This is a genomic window from Bradyrhizobium sp. HKCCYLRH1034, from assembly GCF_051168375.1.
Classification (GTDB): Bacteria; Pseudomonadota; Alphaproteobacteria; order Rhizobiales; family Xanthobacteraceae; genus Bradyrhizobium.
Genome location: NZ_JBNPUW010000003.1, coordinates 71,767 through 98,653 on the forward strand (window position 1 = coordinate 71,767; position 26,887 = coordinate 98,653).

The following is a 26,887-nucleotide window of genomic DNA, read 5'->3' on the forward strand; positions in this document are numbered from 1 at the left end:
CGTCACGGCGCGATGGTCAGTGTCGCCTTCATGTTGGGATGAAAGCGGCAGTAGTAGTCGACCGTGCCCGCCTTCTTGAGGACCGAGCTCACCGTCTTGCTCGGCGGCAAAGTGACATCGAAGGCGCCATCCCGCGCCGTGGCCGTATGAGCCAGCGCATCCTTGTTGACCCATTCGACGGTATCGCCGACCTTGGCCGAAGCCGCGGCCGGCGAGAATTCGAGCTTGTCCACCAAGATCCGGATCGTGGCAGCGCGCGCCGGAACGCTCATGGCGGCGAGCACAACCACACTCACGAGAGTGATGCGTCCTGACAGCATCGGATCGTCCTACTTCAGATCCGCCGCGACATGCTCGGCGTGCTGCTCGTGGCCCTGGAAGAGCTTCAAGCCGGTCTGCAGCAACTCCTTCAGCTCGGCGTTGGTTGCGGACGGAATGAGCTGCGTCTCCAGCGCGCCGTTCACCGTCTTGTGGTAGGCGACCTCGTTGGCGATATAGGCCTTGTCGAATGCCGCGCCCTTGAGCTTGCTGAGCTCGTCGAGCTTCTCGCTCGCCTGCTTCGACAGCGCGCGGCTGGTATCGTTGTCTTCCGGCGTCACTTTCAGCTTCTTGACCAGGGCGAGGGCCTGCTTGTTGACCGCCTCGTGGTCCCGCACCATGCCTTGCGCGAACTCCTTGACCTCCTTGCTGCCGGACTTGTCCAAGGCCTGCTTCGCCGCCTTGATGTCGATTTCGCCGGCGGTGTAGGCGATATGCGCGATCTGCGGATCGCTGAGCTTGGCGCCCTGCGACAGGGCGACGCTGCTCGTGAGGCAGAGCGCGAGGGCGATCGTACCGATATGCTTGAACATGGTTCTCATCTCCTGTGCCGCCGGACCTCGTGGCCGGCGGGTGAATGACTGCACAGGGATTGGATGAAAAGCGGGAGCCGACGTTCCCGAGAATCTTCAGGTCGGACGTCGAAGACGATCGAGCACGGCCTCGGTCAGCCGCTCGCAACGCGGGCCGGCGAAGGGAAACGCGTCCAGAAGGACGGGACCGATCTCTTTTTCGACGTTCTCGCGCAACATGCCGCGGGCGCGATGCAGGCGCGTCTTCACGGTCTCGGGCTTCAATCCGAGCAAGTCCGCCGTCTCGTCGATGCTCATCTCCTCGATCACGCGGGCGATGAACACCAGGCGAAACGGCTCGGACAGGTCATCGATCGCCCGTTCGACAACGGCCTGGATCTGGCGCTGCGCCACCGACTTCTCCGGATCGCTCGACGTGGCGGGAAATTGGATGACCTCGGCCCGAGGCTTGTTCTCTCGCTCCGCATCCAGTTGCAGTGCCGGTCGCCGCCCGCGCAGCCGCCCCATCGCCTCGTTCATCGCGATGCGAACCAGCCACGTCGACAGGCTGGACTGGCCGCGAAACGCGTCCAGGTGGGTGAGTGCCCGGACATAGGTTTCCTGCACGACGTCCTCCGCCTCGCTGTCGTTGCGCAGGATGCCGCGGGCGATCCGGAACAGGCGGCGGTTGTTGGCCTGCAGGATGGCCCGAATGGCCGCCTCGTCGCGGGCTTTCGCCCGTCGGATCAGGTCATCCTCGCCGCTCGTCGCCGCGGAGACCGTGGTCGCTGTGGTCCAAGGCATTGTCGATCATCCAAGCTGAGTACACGTGGCTTAGATGGAATTGGAGCCGGAAAGTTCCCAAGAACGATCACGCAAGGCGTTTCACTGCACCGCCGCAAACGTATCGGCTCGCGCCATCGCCCAGGCGTCGCGGAAGCGGACGTCCTGGGTGCCCTCGAGCAGTTCGCCCGGCCGCAGCGATGGATACAGCTTGGCAAAGGAGGAGACATCGGTGGTCGACGTCCGCTGTGAGAAGTGGATGGGCCGCAGATCCTGCGGATGCTCGAGGCCGGCGGCGGCGAGCAGCTCGGCCAGCGCATGCAGGGTCGCGTGATGATAGTTGTAGACGCGGTCGAGCTTGTGCGGCACGACCAGCGCGCGGGCGCGCGTCGGATCCTGCGTCGCGACGCCCGTTGGGCAGCGGTCGGTGTGGCAGCTCAAGGACTGGATGCAGCCGAGCGCGAACATGAAGCCGCGCGCCGAGTTGCACCAGTCGGCGCCGATCGACATCGCGCGCGCCATGTCGAAGGCGGTGGCGATCTTGCCGGAGGCGCCGATCTTGATACGATCGCGGACGTTCAGCCCGACCAGCGCATTGTGCACGAAATTGACGCCCTCGCGCATCGGCATGCCGAGGTGGTCCATGAACTCCAGCGGCGCCGCGCCGGTGCCGCCCTCATTGCCGTCGACCACGATGAAGTCGGGATAGATGCCGGTCTCCAGCATCGCCTTGCAGATCGCAAGGAACTCCCAGGGATGGCCAATGCACAGCTTGAAGCCGGCCGGCTTGCCGCCCGACAGCCGCCGCATCTCGCCGATGAACTGCATCATCCCGATTGGCGTCGAGAACGCGCGGTGCGCCGCCGGCGAGATGCAGTCCTCGCCCATCGCGACGCCGCGGATCTTGGAGATCTCCTCGGACACCTTCGCCGCCGGCAGCACGCCGCCGTGGCCGGGCTTGGCGCCCTGGCTGATCTTGAGCTCGACCATCTTGATCTGCTCGGCGGCTGCGACCCGCGCGAACGCGTCGGGGTCGAACGTGCCGTCATGGCGGCGGCAGCCGAAATAGCCGGATCCGATCTCCCAGATGATGTCGCCGCCCATCTCGGCATGGTACGGGCTGAAGCCGCCCTCGCCGGTGTCGTGCGCGAAGCCGCCGCGCTTGGCGCCACCATTGAGTGCGCGCACCGCATTCGGGCTCAGGGCGCCAAAGCTCATCGCCGAGATGTTGAACACCGAGGCGGAATAGGGTTTTGCGCAGTCGGGGCCGCCGATGGTGATGCGGTATTTTTCCTCCGCACGCGGCTTGGGCGACATCGAATGGTGCATCCATTCATAGCCCTCGCGGTAGACGTCTTCCTGGGTGCCGAACGGGCGCTTGTCGAGCACCATCTTGGCGCGCTGATAGACCACCGCACGGGTGTCGCGCGAGAACGGCATGCCGTCCTTCTCGCTCTCGAAGAAATACTGCCGCATCTCAGGCCGCATCTCCTCGAGCAGGAAACGCAGGTGTGCCGCGATCGGGTAGTTGCGCAGCACCGCGTGGCTCTTCTGCATGAGGTCGCGCACGCCGAGCAGGGTGAGCGCGCCGAAGATCAACAGCGGGATCAGGACGAGATCAAAGATCTTGCGGTCGTAGATGCCGAGGATCAGCAGCAAAGCGGTCGCCGTGGCGCAGATCGTCAGCACGATGAAGCGCGGCGAAAACGGGAGCAGCAGCGTATCCATGGAAGGCCTCGGGGCGGCTCGTGGAAGATCGATAATCACGATACTACTGATATCGCGAAGCAATCGTTACACAAGCGCGCGCAATCGGCCATCGATCATATCACAACGTCGATAGCCGCCTTCTATCGACTGCCGCGCTGCGGGATCGAGCCGCAGCGCCGGGCCGGCCTCCGGGACTCCCGGCGCCGCTACGCGTTGCTCGACGACGGCAGCCGCTTACCCCTGCGCAAACAGCCCCGAATGCGTCTCGCGCAACTGCCGCTTCAGCAGCTTGCCGCTGGGGTTCTTGGGCAGCGCATCGACGAACACGATCCGCTTCGGCGTCTTGAACGAGGCCAGCCTGGCCGAAGCCTGCTCGAGCACGGCCGCCTCGGTCAGCTCACAGCCGGACTTGACCACGACCATCGCCACAACGGCCTCGACCCAGCGCGGATGCGGCAGGCCGACGACGGCGACCTCCGACACTTCCGGGATCAGATAGAGCGCCTCCTCGACCTCGCGGCTGGCGACGTTCTCACCGCCGGTCTTGATCATGTCCTTCTTGCGATCGACGATGGTGATGTAGCCTTCCCCGTCGATGGTCGCGAGATCGCCGGAGTGAAACCAGTCGCCCTGGAAGGCGGCGGCGGTGCGCTCGTCGTCGTGGAAGTAGCCGAGCATCAGATGCGGCGAGCGGTGCACGACCTCGCCGACCTCGCCTGGTGCGACATCATTCATGTCGTCATCGACGACCCGCGTCTCGACGTTGAGCACGGCGCGGCCGCAAGAGCCCGGCTTGCGCAGTTGATCCTCGGGTCCGAGCATCGTCGCCAGCGGAGCGATCTCGGTCTGGCCGTAGAGATTCCACAGCCGCACCTTGGGCAGCCGCTGCGCCAGCTCGCGCAGCACCTCGACCGGCATGATCGAGGCGCCGTAATAGCCCTTGCGCAAGGTGGATACGTCGGTGGTCTCGAACAGCGGCGAGCGCAGGATCGAGATCCAGACGGTGGGCGGCGCGAAGAACGATGTGATCCGATATTTCGCGATCAGCGGCAGCAGATTGTCGGGCGTCGGAAACGCCGTGATGATGTTGGTCGCGCCGACATAGATCGAAGGGCCGAAGAACACGTCGAGCTGCGCGCAATGATACAGCGGCAGCGCGTGCAGGGTGACGTCATCGGCGGCGATGCCAGCATCGACGATACAGCTCACATACTGCCAAATGACGGCGTCATGGGTGAGCATGGCGCCCTTCGGCAGCGACTCCGTACCAGAGGTGTAGACGATCTGCGCGACGTCGCTTCCGGCGATCTCGACGGCAGGCACCGTCGCCGTCGACGCCGCGAGCTCCGCAAAGTCGATCATGTCGCTTTGCCGCTCGCTCGGACCTTCCGACGGCAGCCAGATCATCTGCTCGACCGCCGGCACCAGCGTCTTGGCGGCGCGGGCCACGCCGGCAAAGCCGCTGTCGGTCGCCAGCAGCCGCGCGCCGGCATGCTTGAGGATGTAGGCAACCTCCTCGGGCTTGAGCATGAAGTTGATCGGCACCAGCACGGCGCCGAGCCGCGCCAGCGCGAAGCGCAAGGCCGCGAAGGCATGCGAATTGCGGGCGAGGATGGCCACGCGCTCGCCCTTGCCGACACCGCGGGTGGCGAGGCCGGCCGCGAGGCGGTCGACGATGGCGTTGAACTCGGCGTAGGTCCAGCTGACCTCGCCGCAGATCACGGCCGTCTTTCCCGGCGTGCGCGCCGCGCTCCGCCGCAGGAGGTCACCGAGCGTCTGTCTGCGAACGATGGAATCCATGGCCGTACCCCTTATTGTATCGGGGATGGCCGCCGCTCAGGCAGTCCAAGTCCCCTCCCTGTGTCGCGCCGGACGTCTGCAGGTCCGGTCTTGCTGCCGAAAATCGCACAGCCGCTTCGAAACGCGCAAGGAGGATATTGCCAACGAAAAGAGCGCCCCGATTGCGTCGAGGCGCTCTTTCAGAAAAGTCGGAGACGAAGGGGCGACGGCTCAGCGCTCGACGAAGGCCTTCTCGATCACGAAATGGCCCGGCTCGTTGCCGCTGCCTTCGAGGAAGCCGCGCGACTCGAACATGGTCTTGAGTTCCTCCAGCATCGCCGGGCTGCCGCACATCATGATACGGTCCTTGGCGATATCGAGCTCATGCTGGCCGATATCGTTGAACAGCTGCTGCGACGAGATCAGGTCGGTGATGCGGCCACGGTTGCGGAACGGCTCGCGTGTGACGGTCGGATAATACTGCAGCTTGCCGTCGAGCAGTTCTCCGAACAACTCGTCCTCGCGCAGCTTGGCGACGACGCTCTCGCCATAGGCGAGCTCGGCGACCTGGCGGCAGCCATGGACCAGCACGATGCTCTCGAACCGCTCGTAGACGTCGGGGTCCTTGATCAGGCTGGCGAACGGGGCAAGGCCGGTGCCGGTCGACAGCAGCAGAAGCCGGCTGCCGGGCAGCAGGTTGTCGGGGATCAGCGTGCCGGTCGCCTTGCGGCCGACCAGGATGGTGTCGCCTTCCTTGATCTTCTGCAGCCGGGAGGTCAGCGGTCCGTCTTGCACCTTGATGCTGAAGAACTCGAGTTCCTCCTCGTGATTGGCGCTGGCCATGCTGTAGGCGCGCAGCAGCGGGCGGCCCTCGACCTCGAGGCCGATCATCGCGAACTGACCATTCTGGAAGCGGAAGCCCGCATCGCGGGTGGCTCGGAAGGAGAACAGGGTGTCCGTCCAGTGGTGAACGGAAAGAACTTTCTCTTTATAGAACGCGCTCATGTCGTTTGTTTTTTCACGTGGGCTGAAGTTGGAAGAAACAAGTCGTGACGGAGGCAGGACCGCAAAACCCCTATAGATCCAGCGATTTCGGCGCCTGATGTACGTGAAAACAGCGAATAATCAACCCGCATGGACGCACCATTGATCACGATCAAATGCATGCCGGCTGATGTCCGGATTCGCCTCGATCGGGCATTCGTTCGTACACAAACGATATGGGTAATTTACTTGCCGATATTCCGATTTTCCAGCACTTTAATTCCGCATCTCTGGCCCAATCCTTGAGCAATGATTAACCATCCGCAGGCCCAGCTCGCCGCCATCACCCGCTACTGCGCCGAACGAGGCATCGCGCTCGACGTGCGGGAGGACGGCTGGCTGCTGGTGCTCGAGGATGCCACCCGGCGTCACCTGATCTTCGGCTATGATCTCGGCCTGAACAGTGCGGTGGCGCACAGACTGGCCTGTGACAAGGCGGCGACCTCGGCGCTGCTGAGAGCCGACGGGATTGCCGCGGTTCCACACGCATTCTTTCTGGCGCCGGCCCTCGGCGGCCAGTCGGGGCAGATGGCCGAGGCCGCGCTGGCGCTGCTCGAAACGCATCCGCGCGGGCTGGTGGTCAAGCCCAACGAGGGGACCTCTGGACGGTCGGTGGTCCGCGTCACGGCGAAGGATGACCTGCTGCGCGCAGTGAACAGCATCTTCGAGACCGGCGCGAATGTCGCGATCGCGCCGCTCATGGACATCGTCGACGAAGTCCGTGTCGTGCAGCTCGATGACGCGTCCCTGATCGTCTACCGCAAGCAGCGCCCCATCGTGGCCGGCGATGGCGTGCAGCCGCTGCTCGCCCTCGCGCTGGCGGCCACTCCGGCCACGGGGCACGCCCAGCTCCTGCGGCGCCTCGATGCGGAATTCGACGCGTCGGCCTTGCGCGCCGTCGTGCCGCGCGGCGAGCAGCGCCTGCTGAGCTGGCGGCACAATCTCGAATTCGGAGCTCAGCCAGTGCTGCTCGAACCAGGCGCGCAGCGGGACCTCTGTGCCGCACTCGCCACCGCGGCGGCACGCGTCATCGGCATCCGCTACGCATCGGTCGACCTCGTGCTGGCCGATGGACACTGGCAGGTGCTCGAGATCAATTCGGGCGTGAAGATGGAGGCGCTCGGCCGGCATGCGCCGGAGCTGGTCGAAAGCACATATTTCGCCGCGCTCGACGCGATCTTCGGCAGAGGCCGGTCGGGATGACTTGCGGCCGCCGGCCCGATCTCCAGCAATAAGATTTCCCTGGCCTCGATCGAGATGAGGGATTAATCTCCGATCCAAAATAAACAGTATACTGTCAATGTGGAGGACGCCCTTGCGCATCGCCGTGCTCGGCGGCGGCCCTGGCGGGCTGTATTTCGCCTATCTCTGGAAGAAGCGGCACCCCGCCGCCGTGGTCGATCTGTTCGAGCAGAACCCGGCCGGGGCGACCTGGGGCTTTGGCGTCGTGTTCTCCGATCAGGCGCTCGAATTCCTGCGCGCCGACGATCCCGACACCGTGGACGCGATCGCGCCGCACATGGAGAGCTGGCGCAACATCACGCTCAATCTGCGCGGCGAGACTGTCGAGATCGACGGCGTCGGCTTTTCCGCGATCGGCCGGCTCGAGCTGTTGAAGCTGCTGCAGGCCCGCGCCGAGAGCGTGGGCGTCGTCGCCCGCTACGGCACGACCATCCAGTCGCTGGACCAGCTCGCAGGCTACGACCTCATCGTCGCTGCCGACGGGCTGAACTCGCTGGTTCGCCGCAGCTTCGAAGGCGATTTCGGCTTCTCCGTCTCCTACTCCAGCAACAAGTTCGCATGGTACGGCACGTCGAAGACCTTTGCCACGCTGTCGCAGACCTTCGTCGCGACCGACCGCGGCAGCTTCAACGCGCACCATTATCGCTATTCGCCGGACATGAGCACGTTCCTGGTGGAATGCGATCGCGCCACGTGGCACGCCCATGGCTTCGCCGAGATGTCGGTCGATGAATCCCGGCGCGTCTGCGAGCAGGTGTTCGCCGCCACGCTCGACGGTCACGCGCTGGTCTCCAACCGATCGGTATGGCGCAATTTCCCCTGGGTCTGGAATGAGCACTGGTGGCACCGGAACATGGTGCTGATCGGCGACGCGCTGCATACGGCGCACTTCTCGATCGGCTCCGGGACGCGGCTGGCGATCGAGGACGCGATCGCGCTCGCCAAGGCGCTCGATGCCGAGACCAGCCTCTCTGACGGCCTCGCCCGCTATCAGGCCGAGCGCCAGCCGATCGTGAAGAAGCTGGTGACGGCGGCCCGGACCAGCAGCGACTGGTATGAGTCCTTCCCGGCTCACATGACGCTCAGCCTGTTGGATTTTGCCTACAGCTACATCACCCGGTCCGGGCGCATCGATGAGACCAGGCTGCGCGCGATGGCTCCGCAGTTCATGGCCCGCTACGAGGCATCTCGGAGCACGGGAGCACGCGCATGACCAGAGAGATCGCCGACCAGGTTCCGCGCGACAGCGCCGGCGCGCGCGAGATCGGCTTCGCAATTCCCGCCCGCTACAATGCCAGCCGCGTGCTGTTCGACAACCTCGCCAAGGGCAACGCCAACAAGACTGCGCTGATCGGTCCGGCCGGCCAGCGCAGCTATGCCGAGCTGTGTGCCGACGCCTGCCGTTGGGGCAACGGCTTCACCGCGCTCGGGCTCAGCCGCGGCGACCGGGTCCTGCTGTTCCTCGACGATACACCGGCCTATCCGGCCGCGTTCTTCGGCGCAGTGCGCGCCGGCTTCGTGCCGCTGCTGATCAACACATTGACGCCGCCGGATCTGCTGCAATTCTATCTCGCTGATTCCGGCGCCAAGATCGCGGTCGCCGACGCCGAGTTTGCCGCACGGTTCGACGCACAGGCCTGCGCCGAGACCGCGCTGCGTACACTGGTCGTCGTCAATGGCGAGGCGCCGGCCACCGCCGTCGCAACGACGGTCGCGGTCGATGCGTGGCTGCCCAACTTCACCGATCAGTTGGCGGAGGCCGACACCCACCGCGACGAGATGGCATTCTGGATGTATTCGTCCGGCTCCACCGGACGCCCCAAGGGCATCGTCCATCTGCAGCACGACATGGCCTATAGCGAGCAGGCGTTCGCCCGCAACGTGCTGCGGCTCAAGCCGGACGACATCTGCTTCTCGGTGCCCAAGATCTTCTTCGCCTACGGCTTCGGCAATGCGATCACCTTTCCATTCTCGGCCGGAGCGACGACGCTGCTGCTGCCCGGCCAGCCGAAACCCGCCGCCATCTTCGATGCGATCGGCCGCTTCCGACCAACCGTGTTCTTCGGCCTGCCGACGCTCTACACCGCGCTCACCAAGGCCGAGGGTGCGAAGCAGGCCGACGTCTCGTCACTGCGGCTCGCGGTTTCTGCGGCCGAGGTGCTCTCGGCCGAGGTCTTCAACGGTTGGAAGAGCCTGACCGGCTTGGAGATCGTCGAAGGTCTCGGCTCGACCGAGGTTCTCCACGTCTATCTCTCGAACCGCGAGGACCGCAAGAAGCTCGGCGCCGCCGGACTGCGCGTTCCCGGCTACGAGATCGCGCTGCGCGACGGCGAAGGACGCGAGGTCGCCAACGGCGAAGAGGGCATTCTCTGGGTACGCGGCGACTCCAACACGCCGCTCTACTGGAACCGTCCGGACAAGACCGCGGAGACGATCCGCGATGGCGGCTGGATCTACACCGGCGACCGTTTCGTGCGCGATGCCGACGGCTTCCATTTCTTCCGCGGCCGCGCCGACGACCTGGTCAAGATCTCCGGCCAATGGGTCTATCCGCTCGAGGTCGAGCTCTGCCTCGCCGAGCATCCCGATATCAGAGAATGCGCCGTGTTTGCGCACGAGCTGCCGGATCGTCGCATGAGCCTGAAGGCCGTGGTGGTCACCAACGGCGGATCCCCCGACCAAATCCCGACCGTCAAGGCGCTTCAGGACTACGTGAAGGCGAAACTGCTGCCCTACAAATATCCGCGCGAGATCGTCTTCATCGACGAATTGCCGAAGACGGGCACCGGCAAGATCGATCGTCAGGCGGTGATGCGGCTGTGAGCCTACGCCTTGCGCCCGACAACTGCGGAGTTCCGCGATCAGCCGGTTTTGCCGAGATGCTCCAGCGCATCCTCGGCGCGCAGCGGCACCCGCGACACCTCGTTGTTGAGATCGACGAGCTGCGCCAGCAACGCCATCAGCATCTTGCGATCCGCGGCCTTCAGCGGCGCCAGCATGCGGGCCTGGGCGCGATCGACCGCCGGCATGATCGCACGGAGAAGGGCTCCGCCCGCCCTGGTCAGATAAAGCAGCTTGACGCGCTTGTCCTCGGCCGACGGCCTGCGCTCGATATGGCCCTTGCTCTCCAGCCGCTCGATCACGCTGCCGAGCGTCGAACGGTCGAAGGCGATCACCGCCGACAGCCTGGTGGCATCGATGCCGGGGTGCGTCTGGATCGCGACCAGCGCCGCATATTGCACCGGCGTCAGGTCGAACTCGCGGCACTCCTCGACGAAGATGGACACGGCAATCTGCTGCATCCGCCGGAACAGATAGCCCGGCTTGGTGTAGACTGCGTCCATCGTGATGTCGGCCGGCCTACTCGGCATCGGGCTGACGCTCCGGAGCAGCAGCGGCGAAGGCCGGCAGCGCCTTCGCCGCGGCTTCGGCCTGCAGCAGGCGCGGAAACGCTGCGACATCGACGCCGAAGCGGCGTGCATTGCCGAGCTGCGGCACCAGGCAGAGATCGGCCAAGGTTGGCGCCGCACCGAAGCAGAATGGGCCAGGCTCATGCTTGATCAGCGCTTCGCAGACAGCAAGCCCCTCGCGGTTGGCCCAGCCGGCCCAGGCCGTGACCTTGTCCTCGGGCAGGCCGAGCTCCCGGAGCCGCGCCAGCACCTTCAGGTTCTGCACCGGATGGGTGTCGCAGGCGAGCACCTGCGCGAAGGCGCGGACCTGGGCGCGTCGCAACGGATCCTTCGGCAGCAGCGGCGGCTCGGGATGAGTCTCGTCGAGCCATTCGATGATCGCAAGCGACTGGATCAACGTGGCGCCGCTGTCGTCCTCGAGCGCCGGGACCAAACCCTGCGGATTGAGCGCGAGATAGGCGGGCGCGCGCTGCTCGCCCTTGCGGAGGTGATGCGGCAGATGCTCGGCCGTGAGACCCTTGAGGTTGAGCGCGATCCTGACGCGATAGGATGCGCTGCTGCGGAAATAGCCGTGCAGCTTCATCATGGCAGTCCTCCCGATGCGACAGCTCTGGTTGTATTTGACGGTAATCAAATTGGCAGTATACTGTCAATCAAGAACGACATCTGATCATGGGAGGCGCGCATGGCCGCGGTTTCGACACCGGAGCGCGAGGCGTTCTACAAGAAGATCGACGGCGAAAACATGACGGCGCTGTGGACCGTGATGAGCGATCTCATCACGCCCGAGCCGAAGAGCGCCTGCCGCCCGCATCTGTGGCAGTTCGCGGCGATCCGCGACTACATGGTCGAAGCCGGGCGGCTGATCACGGCGAAGGAAGCCGAGCGGCGCGTGCTGATCCTGGAGAATCCGGGACTGCGCGGGCAGTCCAAGATCACCACATCGCTCTATGCCGGCGTTCAGATGGTGATCCCAGGCGATGTTGCGCCCGCCCATCGGCACAGCCAGTCCGCATTGCGCTTCGTGCTGGAAGGAAAGGGAGCCTTCACGACCGTCGAGGGCGAGCGCACCCTGATGGAGCCGGGCGACTTCATCATCACCCCGTCGATGACTTGGCACGATCACGGCAATGAGACCACCGAGCCGATGTTCTGGCTCGACGGCCTCGACATTCCCCTTGTGCAGTTTCTCGACGCGTCGTTCGCGCAAGGCGCGCAGGAGGACCAGCAGAAGGTCGCGCGCCCCGCGGGCGACAGCTTCGCCCGCTACGGCCACAATCTGCTGCCGGTCGATGCGAAGCGCAAATCCAGGACATCGCCGATCTTCAACTATCCCTACGCCTATACGCGCGAGGCGCTGGAGAACGCGAAGCGGAGCGAGGAATGGGACGCCTGCCACGGGCTGAAGCTGAAATTCTCCAACCCGGAGACGGGTGATTTCGCGATGCCGACGATCGGCACCTTCATCCAGCTGCTGCCGAAGGGCTTCAAGACTGCGCGCTATCGCTCGACCGACGCGACCGTGTTCACCGCGATCGAAGGCAGGGGCCGCAGCCGCATCGGCGACCAGACCTTCGAATGGGGCCCGCGCGACCTGTTCGTCGTTCCGAGCTGGCAATGGGTCAGCCATGAGCCGGACGAGGATGCGGTACTGTTCTCGTTCTCGGATCGCCCGGTGCAGGAGAAGCTCGACTTGTTCCGGGAAGACCGCGGCAACGCCTGACACCGCCGGATCAGCGCCAGCGCAGGAGCCGCGCTTCGAGCATGCTGATCAGCCGGCCGACGGCGAGACCGAACAGCGACAGGATCAGGATCCCCGCCATCAGCTGATCGGTCTGCATCAGATTGCCGGCCTGCAGCACGAAGGTGCCGATGCCGGTCTCGGCGCCGATCATCTCCGCCGAAACCACGAGCATCAGCGCGACCGACGCGGTGATGCGGAAACCGGCGAGGATCGACGGCAGCGCGCCGGGCCAGATCACGCGGCGGACGATGGTCGGGAACGGCACGTTGAAGCTCTGCGCCATCCGGATCAGGTTGCGCGGCACCGCATCGACGCCGCTATAGACCGAGATCGTGGTCGAGAAGAACACGCCCAGCGCGATCGTCGCGATCTTCGGCTGCTCGCCGATGCCGAGCCAAAGAATCAGCAGCGGCAGCACGGCGATCTTCGGAATCGGAAACAGCGCAGAGACGAAAGTGATGCCGATGCTGCGCGCAATGCGCCAGAGGCCGATCGCGAAGCCGACGACGATGCCGGTGGCCGTGCCGAGCGCCCAGCCGGATACGATGCGCACGAACGATGCCGAGACATGCTGCCAGAGCGCGCCGCTTTCGGCCAATCGATACAGGGCGCGCAAGATCGTCAGCGGCGCCGGCAGGAACAATGGGTTGACCAGTGCGAGGCTGCCGATGAGTTGCCACAGGCCGAGAGCCGCCGCGAGCGCGAACCAGCCGGCCCATCGGCTTGCGGCCGGCGTGAAGCCGCCGCCCCGGAACGGCACTTTCCGGCTCTGCTTGCCGACGACCTCAGGCGTTCCGGCCGGGGAGCGTTCAAGCATTCTGAACCTCGCGCTCGGCATCGATTGCCTCGGTCCGGATCAGCCCCCAGAGCTCGTTCTGCAGGTCCAGCAGTTGCGCGCGTACTCCGGCATCGCCGCGGCTGCGCCGCGTCGCCGGGACGCTGACGACCTTCCGGATGCGGCCGGGACGACGCGACAGCACGACGATGCGGTCGGCGAGCCGCACGGCCTCCTCGAGATTATGCGTGACATAGACCGCGCCCATGGTGCCGTCGGCGAGCAGATCGACGAAGTCCTCCATCAGCAGCTCGCGGGTCTGCGAGTCCAGCGCCGACAACGGCTCATCCATCAGCAGGATCGCCGGGCGGACCGCCAGCGCCCGGGCAATCCCGACCCGCTGTCGCATGCCGCCCGACAACTGCTTGGGATAGACGGTCCGGAAGTCTGCCAGGCCGGTTCGCCGCAACGCATCGTCGACGGCGGCGGCGCGCTGCTGCGTCGACAGGGATGTATGGAGGAGCGGAAAGGCGACATTGTCGGCGACGCTTGCCCACGGCAGCAGCGCGAAGTCCTGGAACACGAACGTCAGGGGATTGAGGCTGCCGGGCGGCGGAGCTCCGCGCAGCACCGCCTGTCCCTTGCTTGGCTGCAACAACCCTCCGAGGATTGCCAGCAGCGTGCTCTTGCCGCAGCCGGACGGCCCAACGAGGGCGACCACCTCGCCGGCTCCGACCGTGAACGACACGCCATCGAGCACATCGAGCGCGTCGAAACGGTGGCTGATGGTCTCGGCGATCAGGTCCATATCAGGCGATCCCGCTGCAGGCCCGCGCTGCGCCTGCCTTCATCAATCCGGCTTCACAAAGTCTTTGGCGATGATCGCGGCCGCATCATAGCCCTGGTCCGCGAACCCCTGAGCCTGCAGCCATTTGATCTGGCTGTCGATGTTCTTCACATCGAGCTTGCCGTCGGGATCGATATAGGCGCAATTGCCCACGACCTGCTCGACCGGCAGGTTCGTGTACTTGCCGATGATCTCGAGCAACGGCTTGGTCTTGTCGTCGATGGCGGCGGTGCCGTCCTTGACCGAGGCGAGCACGACATCATGATACTCGCGCTCGGCGCGCTGAAGCGACGCCAGCAGCTTACCGACCAGCGCCGTGTTGGCCAAGATTTTCGGCCCCGCGAACACGCCGCTGACCTGCCACGGCGTCTCGTCGCCGACCCAGCCAAGATGCTTGACGGCGCCCTCCTCCATCAGCTTGCGCGCCACCGAAACCGGCATCAGCGCCGCGTCGACGGTTTCCCCTTTGATGGCCGCCGACATGTTGGACATCGACTGCAGCGGCACGATCTTCACGTCGGCGAGCTTGAAGCCATATTTATCGGCCAGCAGCCCCACCGAATAGTGAAAGCTCGACCCGACCTGGGTCATCGCCACGCGTTTGCCGGCAATGTCCTTCGGCGTCCTGAGACCTGCCTCATAGGCCTTGTTGCTGGCAAAGTAGCCAATCAGCGGAAAGCCCGGGCGGTCACGGCTCATACCGGCGATGATCTTCAACGCGCCCTTGCCTGCGAGGTTATACAGTCCTGCGGTGAAAGCGGTCACCCCGACGTCGACGTCGCCGGTGGCCGCCGCCACGGCGATCGGTTGCGCTGCATCGAAAAACTTCAGCTCGACGTCCAGTCCAGCTTCGCGGAAGTAGCCTTTGTCCAACGCGATGAACACTGGCGCGGACGAGGACAGCCGGAGAACGCCGATCCGGAGCTTGGCGTCGTCGGCCAGCGCGGTGCTGATCGATACGAGGCTCCAGAGCAGCCCCAGGACGACCCCAACGTATCGGAACATCACACTCTCCAAGTTCTGGCGACCCGCACGCCCGGCCTCACCCACGACGCCGACTTGTTGCAATATTTCGCGCTTGATGTCGCGCCAAATTTTCGGGAGTCGGGAGATCGCAGCCTCAGAGGCCGGGCGTCTTGCTCCAAGCCGCCTCGTCCGTCACGGTAACGCGTATTGAGCTAAACGCCCTTGCAATCGGCGGTCCGGTCCTTTGCCGCGACCGTGAGCTTCCTGCAGGGGCCGTGAAACGTCTCGATCCCTTTCAATCCGTCCTCTGCACGGACCGACATGGCCGGCGGCTCGCCGCACCGAGGGCCAGCAGCCAAACGGATGAAGCTGTCTTTTTCATCGCGATCTTCTGACAAAGTGGATATTGCCGAGCGGGCCGGATTTGCCGCGTGGACCGTACGATCGCGAGTGACGACCGGCGACGCCGCGACGAGCTCTCCTGCTGGCCCATCCTGCTTGTGCGCAGGGGTAACGGCCTCAGAAGGTCTGCATCACCGGCTTCTCGCCATTGGACAGAAATAGCCCTTCAAAACGGCCGATCTCGCTGTCGGCTGTGCATTCGAGCAGGTCGGGTCCCTTGAATGGATTGCCGTGACGGCATTGCCCCTTGGCCGTCACCTTGTTGATCGTCTTGCGACTTTGGCCAATGATCATCATGTCGACCGGCGTGACGAACTTGTCAGGCCCGGGTTGCTCTTGCAGATCGCCGCGGTTCGAGAACGTGACCACGCTGCCGTCGAGCAAGGTGAAGTAGAAGCCGGTGCGCTGATCGTCATAGTCGGTATTGAGCAGCGCGCCCTTGCATTCCGAGCTGCGATCCTTTCCCGCGACGATGAGCTTCTGGCAAGTTCCCTTCACGACCACCATGCCGGTCAGCCTGGCATCGGCGAGCGATGGAGCTGCAGAGATCATCAGCACGCCAAGCGCGCACACCGATAGCGCCACCACTGCTGACTTCATCGAACCCTCTCCCCTACCTTTCAATAGGACTATGCCTCAACCTCCGGCGGCAGAAAAGTTCTATTTTTGTTCTCATGCCATTTTTTCCGAAAGAGGCGCTCGGCGCGTCAGCCGGCACACGCTTCGAGAGTCTCCAGCCACGCCGCAAACGCCTCCGTCAGGTCCTCCATGACGGCCTGATCATTCCGGCCGGAGCGCGCAGGCACGTGGAAGGCGTGGTCGGCCTGATCGATCCAATGCAAGGTCGCGCGCGGTCCCAGCCGCTTCACGACGGGCGCGAGCAGCTCCATCTCCGCCAGCTTGTCGCGCGTCCCCTGCAGGAACAGCATCGGGACCTCGATCGCATCGAGATGATCGGCGCGCGCGATGGAGGGCTTGCCGGCGGGGTGAAGCGGAAAGCCGAGAAAGACGAGCCCGGCCACGCCTGGCAGCGGCGCTGCACTCTGCGCCTGCGACGTCATGCGCGCCCCGAACGACTTGCCGCCCGCGACGAGCGGCAGCCCCGGACAGAGCCGCGCGGCCTCCGCCACGGCAGCCCGCACCGCGGCGTGGGCGAGCGCGGGCGGATCAGGGCGCTTGCTACCCTTCTCCATATAGGGAAACTGGAAGCGGAGCGTCGCGATGCCGCGCGCGGCAAGGCTTGCCGCCGCTTGGTTCATGAAGACGTGGGTCATGCCGGCGCCCGCGCCATGGGCGAACACGAAACAGGCGCGCGGCCGCGGCGGGGCCATGAACAGCGCGGACACGACGTCCGCGCCGTCGACGGGAAACGCAAGGGAACGCGGCTGGTGCCCGGCCATGCCCCAGAGTGTGAGCCTGCGCTCCTTGCGTCAACTCCAGTCGCCACCGACTTTGCAGCTCAGGCCGCGGTCCGGATCGTCTGCAGGAAGTCGGCGACATTGCTCTTCAGCGAAGCGGCCTGCTGCTGCAGCGCCGCGGCCGCCGCCAGCGCAGCTTCAGCGCCGGCATCGGTTTGCCCGGCCACGTTGCGCACGTCGCCGATCTCCTGCGTGACCGCCGCCGTACCGCTGGCCGCCTGCTCGACGTTGCGGGCAATCTCGCTGGTCGCCGCCCCCTGCTGCTCAACCGCGGCGGCGATCGCATTGGAGATCTCGGCAATCTCCCGCACGGTCGTGCCGAACTGGGCGATCGCGCCGACCGTCTCCTGCGTCGCGCTCTGGATGGTCGCGATCTGGCTCGAGATCTGCTCCGTCGCCTGCGCGGTCTGCGACGCCAGGTTCTTCACTTCGCTCGCGACGATCGCAAATCCGCGGCCGGCCTCGCCGGCGCGCGCCGCCTCGATGGTGGCGTTGAGCGCCAGCAGGTTGGTCTGGCTCGCGATCGCCTGGATCAGCTGCACGATGGTGCCGATCCTCTCCGCCGCGCTGGACAGCCCGTCGATCAGCTCGGATGTCCGCTGCGTCTCGTGCGTCGCCCGGGTCGACACCGTGACCGAGCGCTGGACCTGGGAGGAGATCTCCCTGATCGAGGCCGCGAGCTCCTGGGTCGCCGAGGCCACGGTCTGCACATTGACGGAGGCCTGCTCGGCCCGGCTGGCGACCGCTTCCGCAAGGCCACGGCCGCGTTCGGCGACGCGCGCCAGCTCGCTGGCGCTCTCGCCCATCTCGGTCGCACGCCCGCCGACGCCGGTGATGACACCCTGCATGCCCTGCTCGAATCGACCAGCAAGATCTGACATCATGCGGGCGCGCTCGGCCTCCGCAGCTTCACGCTGTGCCGCAGCCTCCTGCTCCATGCGGCGCACGGCAAGCGCGTTGTCACGGAAAATCTCCACGGCGCGCGCCATCCGGCCGATCTCGTCGCGCTGCTCGCCGCCGGGAATCGGCTGATCCAATTCGCCGGCCGCCAGCGACTGCATGCGGTCGGTCATGCCGCGGATCGGGGTCGACACGCTGGCGCCGATCAGCCAAGCCAGCACCGCTCCGAATATCACCGCTGCGGCTGCGGTCACGATCACGGTCTGCTTGGTATCTTCGACCGCGACGCTGGTCCTCGCGGCCTGCTCTGCACGCGCGGTACCAAGCTGCCGGTTGATCTGGCTGACCTGGGTATCGATCGAGGCGCTCGCCTTGGCGAGCTCCGCCTGCTTGGCGCGCAGGTCAGCGGCCACCTTGATCACGTCCTCGAGCGCGGCGGCATCCGCCGTGAGAGCCTCTTTCAGCGCAGCAACCAGCGCCTTCAGCTTGGCATCATCGACACCCGCGATCTCGGCCTCCGTATCGGCAATCGCGAGCTTCGCATAGACGAAGGTGAGCCTGGCATCGTCGGCATCGCCATTCGATAACGTGTTAGTATAGCGCATCATCGCGATGCGAACCGCGTCGACGACGCTGGCCAGGCGTAACGGATTCATCAGCGGCTCGCTGCCCGCACGATTGGCAAGGGCAACCTGGATGCCGCCCATGTTGATGCCGGCAACGGCGCCCAATGCGTCGGTCTTGGTCGTCGCCGCCCGCAGGCGGTCCACGGCCTCGGCCGCGGCGACGAACGATGAGCGGTAGGCCGCCAGCGCGCTCCGTACCGGCCCCACGCCGTCAGCCAGCACCTTCAGGCTGCCGGACTGCTTCTCGACCTGATCGGCGAGACCGCCGACAGCGTCGATGGCCTTGCTGGCCGCATCCTTGTCACCGACGTTCCAGGTCCGGACGAATCTCTCGACCGCGCCGTTGGCGCCGAGCAGCGCGGCACGCACCTGCGACATGCCGGCGTCCCCGGCCGCGCTGGTAACGAGTTCATCCACGGTGCCGCCGATGCGGCCGACCTGGACCATGGCGAAGCCGCCGAGCAACACCAGGAAGCTCAGGATCAGGGCGAATCCGCCGAAGATGCGCGGGCGGACGCCGATCCAAGACATCAGAGAAGACAATTTCATCGATTTGCCCGGCTGTTTCACGGAGTGGACCTGATGGTGGCGAGCAGCTCCTTGCCGAAGCGCTTCTCGAAGTCGGCATCGAGCGGCCTGACCGCATCGACGAAGGTCTTGCGGTCGAACGTCTCGATCACCTCCATGCCGGTCTTGCGCAACTCATCGAGCTTCTGCGCATCGAGCTGGGCCTGCCAGGTGACCTCCGCAGCCGCCTTGGCGGCGGCAACCAGCGCATCACGATCCGCCGCATCGAGATGGTCGAACATCGCGCGGTTGGCGACGAAGGCGATCGGCGCGAAGAAATGCCCGGTGAGCGTCAGATATCTCTGCACCTCGTCGAAGCGATTGGCCGCGATGGTGGCAACCGGATTTTCCTGACCGTCGAGCCGACCGTCCTTGAGGGCGGCATAGACCAGCGGGAAATCCATCGGCATCACGTCGGCGCCGAGCGCCTTGAAAGTCATCTGGTAGACCGGATTGGGGATCACGCGGATCCTGAGGCCCTTGACGTCATCGACGGTACGGACCGGGCGCTTCGAGTTGGTGAGATTGCGAAAGCCCTGCTTGCCCAGCGCCAGCAGCACCAGTCCCTTGTCGGCGAACTTGGCGCCGATCGCGGCGGCGACCGGCCCTTGCGCAACCGCCTTGGCATGCGCGGTGTCACGGAACAGGAACGGGATGTCGAAGACGCCAAGCTCGGGGACCACCGCGCTGGCGATGCCGCCGGACACCACGGCCACGTCCACTGCGCCGCTCCGGGTTGCAGCCAGCACCGCCGCCTCGCTGCCGAATGCGTTGCCCGCACGCTCATCAATGATGAGCCGCTTGCCGGCCAACGCCTGCAGCTTCACGCGAAATTCGTCCGACCCGACCTGCTGCGGGTTCTGAATCTGCGAGTTGTAGACCAGCGACACCATTCGCGGAGACGCCGTCGCCGCTTGGGATCCGAGCAGGGTTCCCATCAATGCCAAGAAGCAAAATTCAAGCAGCTGTCTGCGCATGAAACACCGGGCTGTTTTTCCTCGATGCACAACTAACAGCGAGATATGGTTAAGATGTTAAGATGCGATTCCCGTCTTGCCCGCTCCAGCCATTCACTCGCTGATAGTCGCATGCGAGAGAGCCGTAAAACTACGGGGCGGGTGTGTCGACCAGTCGATCCGAGCTTGAGGCGCGGCGCGATATCAGATTTCGATTTATCGTAAATAGCGAGACCGGGCCGCTACGCAAGAGCCGCAGGCTCGATCATCGGCGCATGGCCCCTGACAGCATCACTCGCTTGCCGGCAACCGTAGGAACAGCCATCAGCAGCGCGTTGGCGACGTCCGCCGCCGCGATGGGCTTGTAGTTCGCCGGGATCAGGAAGCCGATGATGTTGTTCAGCCTGTTGCCCCATTCCTCGCCCGGATGACTCGGCTGTCCGAGCTCCGCCCGCGGGCCAACCAGCAGCGAAGGCCGCGCGATCACCAGTCCCTCGAAGGGCAACGCGGTCAGATCGTCCTCGAGCTCGCCTTTCACCCGGCTGTAGAAGACGCGCGACCTGCTGTCGGCGCCCATCGCGCTGACCAGACCAACGCGCCTGGTGCCGCTCGCGAGCGCGGCCTTGGCGACGGCGAGGTTGGCGTCGTGATCGATGGCGCGGAAGGCGGCCTGGCTTCCGGCCACCTTGATCGTGGTCCCGAGAGCCAGGTAGAGCTCGTCGGCCAGCGGCAGGGACGGCAGCGCAGTGAAATCCACGACATGCGCCGTCAGCTTGGGCGAATGGTCAGGCGGCGCGCGGCGGCCGACGACATGCACATGATCCACGGCCGGGTCGGCAAGCAGACCGCGAAGCAGCTCCCGTCCCACCAGCCCAGTCGCGCCGGCAATGATCACGGTCCGGTTCGTCATGCGCGGTCCCCACTCACAACTCGCCGCCCAAGGTAAGCCTGGCCGCGGAGATAGGGAAGACCGCAACGACACGACGCCGAATGCCATGGCGCCGCAGATATGACGCCGCAGACGAGACATTCCCTCCGCGGCGCCTCGTCACCATTCGCCTCAGGCGCCCTTGCGCCGCTCTGCGGCCTTGGCCATCGCCGCGGCGAACGCGCCGCCGCCAGACGGCTTCTCCTCACGCGAGGTCATGCGCCCCGCGGGCGGCCGTGCGCTGGTCCGCTTCTCGCCCTTGGCCGGCAGCGGATCGGACAGCCGAAGCGTCAGCGAGATGCGGTTGCGCGGCACATCGACGTCGAGCACCTTGACCTTCACGACCTGCCCCGGCTTCACCACCTCGCGCGGATCGTTGATGCGCTTCTCCGACATCGCCGAGATGTGGATCAGGCCGTCCTGGTGCACGCCGATATCGGCGAAGGCGCCGAAGGCCGCGACGTTGGTGATGGTCGCCTCCAGGATCATGCCGGGCTTGAGATGGGTGATCTTCTCGACGCCCTCCTGGAAGGTCGCGGTCTTGAACTCCGGGCGCGGATCGCGGCCGGGCTTCTCCAGCTCCTTGATGATGTCGGTCACGGTCGGGACGCCGAAGCGCTCGTCGGCGAATTTCGCCGGATTGAGCGTCTTCAAGGTTTTGGTGTCGCCGATCAGCACCTTGATGTCGCTCTTGGTCGTCTCGAGAATCTTCTTCACGACCGGATAGGATTCCGGGTGGACACCGGAGGCATCGAGCGGGTTGTCGCCATCGCGGATGCGCAGGAAGCCGGCGCACTGCTCGAACGCCTTCGGTCCGAGCCGCGGCACCTCCTTGAGCTTGTCGCGGGTCGGGAACGGACCGTTGGCATCGCGATGCGCGACGATGTTCTGAGCCAGGCTCTCGCCGATGCCCGACACCCGCGCCAGCAACGGCGCCGAGGCGGTGTTGAGATCGACGCCGACGGCATTCACGCAGTCCTCGACGGTGGCATCGAGCGCACGGGCGAGCTCATACTGGTTGAGGTCGTGCTGATACTGGCCGACGCCGATCGAGGCCGGCGGCACCTTGACGAGTTCGCCGAGCGGATCCTGCAGGCGGCGCGCGATCGAGACGGCGCCGCGGATCGAGACGTCGAGATTGGGGAATTCCTTCGCAGCGAACTCCGAGGCCGAATAGACCGACGCGCCGGCTTCCGACACGATCGCCTTGGTCAGCTTGAGATCCGGCTTCAGCTTCATCAAATCGTTGACGAGCTTCTCGGTCTCGCGCGACGCTGTGCCGTTGCCGATCGCGACGAGATCGATGCCGTGCTTCACGCAGAGCTGCGCCAGGGTCAGCATGCTCTCGTTCCACTGCCGCTGCGGCTCGTGCGGATAGATCGTGGCGTGATCGACGAACTTTCCGGTGCGGTCGATCACCGCGACCTTGACGCCGGTGCGGAAGCCGGGATCGAGCCCGAGCGTGGCGCGGCCGCCGGCCGGCGCGGCAAGCAGCAGATCGCGCAGGTTGGCCGCGAACACGCGCACCGCCTCCTTCTCCGCCTCCTGCCACAGCCGCATGCGGATATCGAGCGCCAGCGAGGTCTTGATGCGGGTGCGCCAGGCCCAGCGCACGGAGTCCGACAGGAACTGATCGGCCGGGCGGCCCTGGCGCGAGATGCCGAAGGTCACCGCGATGCGGTTCTCATACAGCGTCGGGTCCTTCGAATCCTCCGGCTCGCCATCGCCGAAATCGAGCTGCAGCACCTCTTCCTTTTCGCCGCGCAGCATCGCCAGGATGCGGTGCGACGGCAGCTTGGTGAACGGCTCGGAGAAATCGAAGTAGTCGGCGAACTTGGCGCCCTCGGTCTTCTTGCCATGCCGCACGGACGATTTCACCGCGCCGCGGGTCCACATCTCCTCGCGCAGCGAGCCGACGAGATCGGCATGCTCGGCGAAACGTTCGACCAGGATCGCGCGGGCGCCGTCGAGCGCGGCCTTGACGTCCTTGACCGGGTTGTCGCCATCCTTCTTGATGAAGGCCTTGGCCTCGACCTCCGGCGCCTTCATCGGATCACCGATCAGCATGTCGGCGAGCGGCTCGAGCCCGGCCTCCTTCGCGATCTGCGCCTTGGTGCGGCGCTTCTCCTTGAACGGCAGATAGATGTCCTCGAGCCGGGCCTTGGTGTCGGCGGTCGCCAGCGCCAGCTCGATCTCGGGCGTCATCTTGCCCTGCGCCTTGATACTCTCGATGATCGCGGTGCGCCGTGCATCCATCTCGCGCAGATATCGCAGCCGTTCCTCCAGCGTACGCAACTGCGTGTCGTCCAGCATGCCGGTCGCCTCCTTGCGATAGCGCGCGATGAACGGCACGGTCGCGCCGCCGTCGAGCAGGTCGATCGCGGCTTGGACCTGGGCATCCTTGACTGAGAGCTCAGCAGCGATGATGGAGGAGAAATTCGACACGGTGTTCTTCCGAGATTCGTGACGGGGCTGATTGGATAGGAGTGCACGCGCGCCAGCGCAAGCGGCTGGCAGACGCTCTGTGGGCAACCGTGACAAAAAAGACCGGTTGCGAATCATGTAAAACGCTGCCGCGACCGGGCCATCGCGTTGCACATGCGGCGCAAATCACTGATTCTTGCAGGCTGAGGGACGATTCGTGCAGGCCACGGCTGCGACATATCTCGACGATCTCAATCCGGAGCAGCGCCGCGCCGTCGAGCATGGCGGTGCCTGCGCCGCGCCTGGCCCGCCGCTGCTGATCATTGCCGGCGCGGGCTCGGGCAAGACCAACACGCTCGCGCATCGCGTCGCACATCTGCTCGTCAATGGTGCCGATCCGCGCCGTATCCTGTTGATGACGTTCTCGCGCCGCGCGGCGAGCGAGATGAGCCGCCGGGTCGAGCGCATCGCCCGCAAGGTGCTGGGCGGCAAGGCCGAGCCGATCACGGCCGCGCTCACCTGGGCGGGCACGTTTCATGGCCTGGGCGCGCGGATGCTGCGCGACTACGCCGAGCGCGTCGGCCTCGACCCTGTGTTCACGATCCATGATCGCGAGGATTCCGCCGACCTGATGAATCTGGTGCGGCACGAACGCGGCTTGTCCAACACGCAGCGACGCTTCCCGACCAAGGGAACCTGCCTCGCGATCTATTCGCGCTGCGTCAACGCCGACATGCCGCTCGACGAGGCACTGGTGCGGCATTTTCCGTGGTGCGCGGAATGGGCCGGCGAGCTGAAGGGCCTGTTCGCGGCCTATGTCGAAGCCAAGCAGGCCAATGCCGTGCTCGACTACGACGACCTGCTGCTGTACTGGGCGCAGATGATGGCGGACGAAACCATCGCACGCGAGATCGGCGATCGCTTCGACCACGTGCTGGTCGACGAATATCAGGACACGAACCGGCTGCAGTCGCAGATCCTGCTCGGCTTGAAGCCCGACGGCGCGGGACTGACGGTGGTCGGCGACGACGCGCAGTCGATCTACGCCTTCCGCGCCGCCACCGTGCGCAACATCCTGGAATTTCCCGATCAGTTCAGCCCGCGCGCCGACATCATCACGCTGGACCGCAACTACCGCTCGACGCAGCCGATCCTCACGGCGGCCAACGGCGTGATCGGGCTGGCGCGGGAGCGCTTCACCAAGAATTTGTGGACCGACCGCACGAGCCCGCGCAAGCCGCAGCTCGTGACCGTCAGTGACGAGACCGATCAGGCGCGCTACATCGTCGAGCAGGTGCTGGCGAAGCGCGAGGAAGGCATTGTGCTGAAGCAACAGGCCGTGCTGTTCCGCACGTCGTCGCACAGCGGTCCCTTGGAATTCGAGCTCACGCGCCGCAACATCCCGTTCGTGAAGTTCGGCGGGCTGAAGTTCCTCGATGCCGCCCACGTGAAGGACGTGCTGGCTTGCTTGCGCTTCGTGGCCAATCCTCGCGACCGCATCGCCGGCTTCCGCGTGCTGCATCTGATCCCGGGCATCGGCCCGGCGTCGGCGCAGCGTCTGCTCGATGCCGTCAGCGACAGTGCCGATCCGATCGCGCGCCTGTGCGAGCAGTCCGCACCGGCGCGCGCCGGCGATGACTGGACCGCGTTCGTGCGCACGCTGGAGCAGTTGCGCGTCTCGGAATGGCCCGGAGATATCGAGCGCGTCAGGCACTGGTATCAACCGCATCTCGAGCGCGTTCATGAGGATGCGGAGGTGCGAGCCGCCGACCTGCTGCAGCTCGAGCAGATCGCGAGCGGCTATCCGTCGCGCGAGCGCTTCCTCACCGAGCTGACGCTCGACCCGCCCGACGCCACCTCCGATCAGTCCGGCGTGCCTTTGCTCGACGAGGACTATCTGATCCTCTCCACCATCCATTCCGCCAAGGGCATGGAGTGGAATTCCGTGCACCTCCTCAACGTCGTCGACGGCTGCATGCCGTCCGATCTCGGCGCCGGCTCCAGCGCCGAATTGGAGGAGGAGCGCCGGCTGCTCTATGTCGCGATGACCCGCGCCAAGGACGATCTGCATCTCCTGGTGCCGCAGCGGTTCTTCGTCCACGGCCAGCCGGTGCGCGGCGATCGTCATGTCTATGCCTCACGCACGCGGTTCATTCCGGAAGCGCTGGTGCCGCTGTTCGAACGCGCCAGCTGGCCGCGGGCGCAGCCGGGGTCGGCATATGCGCGCTCCGGGCCGCGCATCGATCTCGGCGCGCGGATGCGCGAGCGATGGCGGTGAGCCAGCGTCGCTGCGACCATATCAACACGACGCCAATCACTGCACTTCTCCCACAAGGGGCGTGCCGGGAGGACGCGCACCGGTCGGGCACGATGGCTTGCTGACATCCCTGGCGACGTGGTCGGTCTGCGCCTCCCCCGCTTGCGGGGGAGGTCGCATCGCATCGAGAGATGCGATGCGGGTGGGGGATGCTCTGGAAAGACTGCCGTTGTGGCGCCCCCACCCCAGCCCTCCCCCGCAAGCGGGAGAGGGAGCGCACCGGCCGAGCGGCGATAACTCGGATCCAAACTCATCATGGATGAGACTTCGTTTCCTTCCACTGCGCGCGAAACCACGCCCAGGTCTGCCGCGTCACGGCGACGTAGCCCTGCCCGCGATATTTGATCTCGCCGTCGACGATCGCGTGCAGCTTCGGCAGCGCATGGAACGGCACCGCGGGATAGGCATGGTGCTCGACATGATACGGCATGTTCCACGCGAGCCAATGCACCGCCCGCGTGGTGAAGGTGGTGCGGGTGTTCTGGAAGGCGCTCCGGGTGTGATCGCAGCCGGTGTGCTCGGCGTAGAGATAGGGCCGCAGGATCAGTTGTCCGACGAGCAGCGGCAGTACCCAGACCCACAGCAGCAGCGCGCTGTGCAGCGCCAGCGAGGCGATGAGCAGCAGTGCATAGCCCGCGACATAGGCGCGCGCCTCCCGCACGACGATCGCCCGGCGGCCCGCGGGGACCCACGGCACCGTCACCTCGCCGGTCACCGCATGCTTCAGCAGCAGCCTGAGACGGCCGGCCACCTGGACCAGGCCGGAATAGGCAATCGCGAGTTGCGTCTCGGAGCGCGGTTTGGGGCCGACGATCAGCTCCGGATCGCGCAGGGGATCCTGGGTGTGGCGGTGATGCTCCCAATGGAACAGGCAGTAATATTCATAAGGCAGTCCGATCAGGAAGCCGGAGAGATAGCCGACGGCCAGGTTGAGCCTGCGGCTGTCGAAGGCGGTCTTGTGCGCGGTCTCGTGCACCGCCATGAACAGGAACGCGATGACGACGCCCTGCACCGGCAGCAAGGGCAGCACCCACAGCACACCATGCGTCGATGCGATCGCTCCGATCAGCGCACCCACGCCGATGATCGCGCCGTAATGGCTGAGCGTGCGCAGCACGCCCTGCATGTTGGAGCGCGTGCAGAGCTGCTGCAGCACTGGCGGTGTCAGCAGCTTCGGACGGGGCGCGAATTCGTCGGTGGGCACGTCGGTCATGTCGAA

The 26,887-nt window shown here is 65.5% G+C and carries 23 protein-coding genes; 5 read left to right on the forward strand and 18 right to left on the reverse strand.

Features of this window, described 5'->3' with window-relative positions; genetic code table 11:
- Window positions 1-2 precede the first annotated feature (2 nt).
- The 6 genes from ACQR0W_RS07445 to ACQR0W_RS07470 all read right to left on the reverse strand — a co-directional run bounded on the left by ACQR0W_RS07445 (window position 3) and on the right by ACQR0W_RS07470 (window position 6,107).
- Window positions 3-320: a cupredoxin domain-containing protein gene (locus tag ACQR0W_RS07445; protein WP_315715292.1), complete on the reverse strand. Its 318-nt coding sequence runs from the start codon at window positions 318-320 to the stop codon at window positions 3-5.
- Between the two features lie 9 nt (window positions 321-329).
- Window positions 330-851, reverse strand: coding sequence for a DUF4142 domain-containing protein (locus ACQR0W_RS07450; RefSeq protein WP_315752265.1), 522 nt, complete (start codon window positions 849-851; stop codon window positions 330-332).
- A 96-nt stretch (window positions 852-947) separates the two neighbouring features.
- Window positions 948-1,634 (reverse strand): RNA polymerase sigma factor, encoded by a 687-nt coding sequence (locus ACQR0W_RS07455; protein WP_315752266.1) that lies wholly within the window; start codon window positions 1,632-1,634, stop codon window positions 948-950.
- A gap of 81 nt (window positions 1,635-1,715) precedes the next feature.
- Window positions 1,716-3,341 carry an FMN-binding glutamate synthase family protein gene (locus ACQR0W_RS07460; RefSeq protein WP_315752267.1) on the reverse strand — a complete coding sequence of 542 codons (1,626 nt, stop codon included), beginning with the start codon at window positions 3,339-3,341 and terminating at the stop codon, window positions 1,716-1,718.
- 216 nt (window positions 3,342-3,557) lie between these two features.
- A complete protein-coding gene (locus ACQR0W_RS07465; RefSeq protein ID WP_315752268.1) occupies window positions 3,558-5,123 on the reverse strand; it encodes an acyl-CoA synthetase in 1,566 nt (521 codons plus the stop codon).
- A gap of 210 nt (window positions 5,124-5,333) precedes the next feature.
- Window positions 5,334-6,107 (reverse strand): ferredoxin--NADP reductase, encoded by a 774-nt coding sequence (locus tag ACQR0W_RS07470; protein WP_315715287.1) that lies wholly within the window; start codon window positions 6,105-6,107, stop codon window positions 5,334-5,336.
- A gap of 288 nt (window positions 6,108-6,395) precedes the next feature.
- Here ACQR0W_RS07470 and ACQR0W_RS07475 point away from each other — a divergent pair, with 288 nt between their 5' ends.
- From ACQR0W_RS07475 to ACQR0W_RS07485, 3 genes are all read left to right on the forward strand, one after another.
- A complete protein-coding gene (locus tag ACQR0W_RS07475; protein WP_316170957.1) occupies window positions 6,396-7,349 on the forward strand; it encodes an ATP-grasp domain-containing protein in 954 nt (317 codons plus the stop codon).
- 112 nt (window positions 7,350-7,461) lie between these two features.
- A complete protein-coding gene (locus tag ACQR0W_RS07480; RefSeq protein WP_316170958.1) occupies window positions 7,462-8,601 on the forward strand; it encodes an FAD-dependent monooxygenase in 1,140 nt (379 codons plus the stop codon).
- Window positions 8,598-10,211: a benzoate-CoA ligase family protein gene (locus ACQR0W_RS07485; RefSeq protein ID WP_315715283.1), complete on the forward strand. Its 1,614-nt coding sequence runs from the start codon at window positions 8,598-8,600 to the stop codon at window positions 10,209-10,211. Before ACQR0W_RS07480 ends, ACQR0W_RS07485 begins: the two co-directional genes overlap by 4 nt.
- 38 nt (window positions 10,212-10,249) lie before the next feature.
- On the opposite strand, the gene ACQR0W_RS07490 is transcribed toward ACQR0W_RS07485, so the two are convergent.
- Together ACQR0W_RS07490 and maiA are read right to left on the reverse strand one after the other, a co-directional pair.
- Window positions 10,250-10,759 carry a MarR family winged helix-turn-helix transcriptional regulator gene (locus tag ACQR0W_RS07490; protein ID WP_316166213.1) on the reverse strand — a complete coding sequence of 170 codons (510 nt, stop codon included), beginning with the start codon at window positions 10,757-10,759 and terminating at the stop codon, window positions 10,250-10,252.
- The gene (gene maiA / locus ACQR0W_RS07495; protein ID WP_316166451.1) at window positions 10,749-11,381 is read right to left on the reverse strand and encodes a maleylacetoacetate isomerase; all 633 of its coding nucleotides are present in this window, start codon (window positions 11,379-11,381) and stop codon (window positions 10,749-10,751) included. The genes ACQR0W_RS07490 and maiA overlap by 11 nt, the downstream gene beginning before the upstream one ends.
- Window positions 11,382-11,483: 102 nt before the next feature.
- Here maiA and gtdA point away from each other — a divergent pair, with 102 nt between their 5' ends.
- On the forward strand, window positions 11,484-12,521 hold the full coding sequence (gtdA, locus tag ACQR0W_RS07500; RefSeq protein ID WP_315825491.1) for a gentisate 1,2-dioxygenase: 1,038 nt from the start codon (window positions 11,484-11,486) through the stop codon (window positions 12,519-12,521).
- Window positions 12,522-12,531: 10 nt separating this feature from the next.
- Here gtdA and ACQR0W_RS07505 read toward each other — a convergent pair whose 3' ends face one another.
- The 9 genes from ACQR0W_RS07505 to ACQR0W_RS07545 form a co-directional block, all read right to left on the reverse strand.
- Complete coding sequence (locus ACQR0W_RS07505) at window positions 12,532-13,359, reverse strand: ABC transporter permease (protein ID WP_316170959.1); 828 nt, start codon at window positions 13,357-13,359, stop codon at window positions 12,532-12,534.
- Window positions 13,352-14,125, reverse strand: coding sequence for an ABC transporter ATP-binding protein (locus tag ACQR0W_RS07510; protein ID WP_315825493.1), 774 nt, complete (start codon window positions 14,123-14,125; stop codon window positions 13,352-13,354). Before ACQR0W_RS07510 ends, ACQR0W_RS07505 begins: the two co-directional genes overlap by 8 nt.
- 42 nt (window positions 14,126-14,167) lie before the next feature.
- The gene (locus ACQR0W_RS07515; RefSeq protein WP_316170960.1) at window positions 14,168-15,169 is read right to left on the reverse strand and encodes an ABC transporter substrate-binding protein; all 1,002 of its coding nucleotides are present in this window, start codon (window positions 15,167-15,169) and stop codon (window positions 14,168-14,170) included.
- 480 nt (window positions 15,170-15,649) lie between these two features.
- Window positions 15,650-16,132: a hypothetical protein gene (locus ACQR0W_RS07520; RefSeq protein WP_315715276.1), complete on the reverse strand. Its 483-nt coding sequence runs from the start codon at window positions 16,130-16,132 to the stop codon at window positions 15,650-15,652.
- A 107-nt stretch (window positions 16,133-16,239) separates the two neighbouring features.
- Window positions 16,240-16,932, reverse strand: coding sequence for an alpha/beta hydrolase family protein (locus ACQR0W_RS07525; RefSeq protein ID WP_316170961.1), 693 nt, complete (start codon window positions 16,930-16,932; stop codon window positions 16,240-16,242).
- Between the two features lie 59 nt (window positions 16,933-16,991).
- Window positions 16,992-19,007, reverse strand: a complete 2,016-nt coding sequence (locus tag ACQR0W_RS07530) for a methyl-accepting chemotaxis protein (RefSeq protein WP_316171115.1) — start codon at window positions 19,005-19,007, stop codon at window positions 16,992-16,994.
- Window positions 19,008-19,042: 35 nt separating this feature from the next.
- Window positions 19,043-20,020 (reverse strand): TRAP transporter substrate-binding protein, encoded by a 978-nt coding sequence (locus tag ACQR0W_RS07535; protein WP_410051219.1) that lies wholly within the window; start codon window positions 20,018-20,020, stop codon window positions 19,043-19,045.
- A gap of 244 nt (window positions 20,021-20,264) precedes the next feature.
- Window positions 20,265-20,909, reverse strand: a complete 645-nt coding sequence (locus ACQR0W_RS07540; protein ID WP_316170963.1) for an NAD(P)H-binding protein — start codon at window positions 20,907-20,909, stop codon at window positions 20,265-20,267.
- Window positions 20,910-21,059: 150 nt separating this feature from the next.
- On the reverse strand, window positions 21,060-23,372 hold the full coding sequence (locus ACQR0W_RS07545) for a Tex family protein (RefSeq protein ID WP_316170964.1): 2,313 nt from the start codon (window positions 23,370-23,372) through the stop codon (window positions 21,060-21,062).
- Window positions 23,373-23,568: 196 nt separating this feature from the next.
- On the opposite strand from ACQR0W_RS07545, the gene ACQR0W_RS07550 reads away from it, so the two are divergent.
- On the forward strand, window positions 23,569-25,629 hold the full coding sequence (locus tag ACQR0W_RS07550) for an ATP-dependent helicase (protein ID WP_316170965.1): 2,061 nt from the start codon (window positions 23,569-23,571) through the stop codon (window positions 25,627-25,629).
- Window positions 25,630-25,921: 292 nt separating this feature from the next.
- Here ACQR0W_RS07550 and ACQR0W_RS07555 read toward each other — a convergent pair whose 3' ends face one another.
- Window positions 25,922-26,881, reverse strand: coding sequence for a fatty acid desaturase (locus ACQR0W_RS07555; RefSeq protein WP_316170966.1), 960 nt, complete (start codon window positions 26,879-26,881; stop codon window positions 25,922-25,924).
- Window positions 26,882-26,887 lie beyond the last annotated feature (6 nt).

Excerpts from the sequence above, each read along its gene's own strand:
- ACQR0W_RS07445 (WP_315715292.1), bottom strand. The coding sequence starts at position 320 with ATGCTGTCAGGACGCATCACTCTCGTGAGTGTGGTTGTGCTCGCCGCC.
- ACQR0W_RS07450 (WP_315752265.1), bottom strand. The coding sequence starts at position 851 with ATGTTCAAGCATATCGGTACGATCGCCCTCGCGCTCTGCCTCACGAGC.
- ACQR0W_RS07455 (WP_315752266.1), bottom strand. The coding sequence starts at position 1,634 with ATGCCTTGGACCACAGCGACCACGGTCTCCGCGGCGACGAGCGGCGAG.
- ACQR0W_RS07460 (WP_315752267.1), bottom strand. The coding sequence starts at position 3,341 with ATGGATACGCTGCTGCTCCCGTTTTCGCCGCGCTTCATCGTGCTGACG.
- ACQR0W_RS07465 (WP_315752268.1), bottom strand. The coding sequence starts at position 5,123 with ATGGATTCCATCGTTCGCAGACAGACGCTCGGTGACCTCCTGCGGCGG.
- ACQR0W_RS07470 (WP_315715287.1), bottom strand. The coding sequence starts at position 6,107 with ATGAGCGCGTTCTATAAAGAGAAAGTTCTTTCCGTTCACCACTGGACG.
- ACQR0W_RS07475 (WP_316170957.1), top strand. The coding sequence starts at position 6,396 with ATGATTAACCATCCGCAGGCCCAGCTCGCCGCCATCACCCGCTACTGC.
- ACQR0W_RS07485 (WP_315715283.1), top strand. The coding sequence starts at position 8,598 with ATGACCAGAGAGATCGCCGACCAGGTTCCGCGCGACAGCGCCGGCGCG.
- ACQR0W_RS07490 (WP_316166213.1), bottom strand. The coding sequence starts at position 10,759 with ATGCCGAGTAGGCCGGCCGACATCACGATGGACGCAGTCTACACCAAG.
- maiA (WP_316166451.1), bottom strand. The coding sequence starts at position 11,381 with ATGAAGCTGCACGGCTATTTCCGCAGCAGCGCATCCTATCGCGTCAGG.
- gtdA (WP_315825491.1), top strand. The coding sequence starts at position 11,484 with ATGGCCGCGGTTTCGACACCGGAGCGCGAGGCGTTCTACAAGAAGATC.
- ACQR0W_RS07505 (WP_316170959.1), bottom strand. The coding sequence starts at position 13,359 with ATGCTTGAACGCTCCCCGGCCGGAACGCCTGAGGTCGTCGGCAAGCAG.
- ACQR0W_RS07510 (WP_315825493.1), bottom strand. The coding sequence starts at position 14,125 with ATGGACCTGATCGCCGAGACCATCAGCCACCGTTTCGACGCGCTCGAT.
- ACQR0W_RS07515 (WP_316170960.1), bottom strand. The coding sequence starts at position 15,169 with ATGTTCCGATACGTTGGGGTCGTCCTGGGGCTGCTCTGGAGCCTCGTA.
- ACQR0W_RS07520 (WP_315715276.1), bottom strand. The coding sequence starts at position 16,132 with ATGAAGTCAGCAGTGGTGGCGCTATCGGTGTGCGCGCTTGGCGTGCTG.
- ACQR0W_RS07525 (WP_316170961.1), bottom strand. The coding sequence starts at position 16,932 with ATGGCCGGGCACCAGCCGCGTTCCCTTGCGTTTCCCGTCGACGGCGCG.
- ACQR0W_RS07530 (WP_316171115.1), bottom strand. The coding sequence starts at position 19,007 with ATGTCTTGGATCGGCGTCCGCCCGCGCATCTTCGGCGGATTCGCCCTG.
- ACQR0W_RS07535 (WP_410051219.1), bottom strand. The coding sequence starts at position 20,020 with ATGCGCAGACAGCTGCTTGAATTTTGCTTCTTGGCATTGATGGGAACC.
- ACQR0W_RS07540 (WP_316170963.1), bottom strand. The coding sequence starts at position 20,909 with ATGACGAACCGGACCGTGATCATTGCCGGCGCGACTGGGCTGGTGGGA.
- ACQR0W_RS07555 (WP_316170966.1), bottom strand. The coding sequence starts at position 26,881 with ATGACCGACGTGCCCACCGACGAATTCGCGCCCCGTCCGAAGCTGCTG.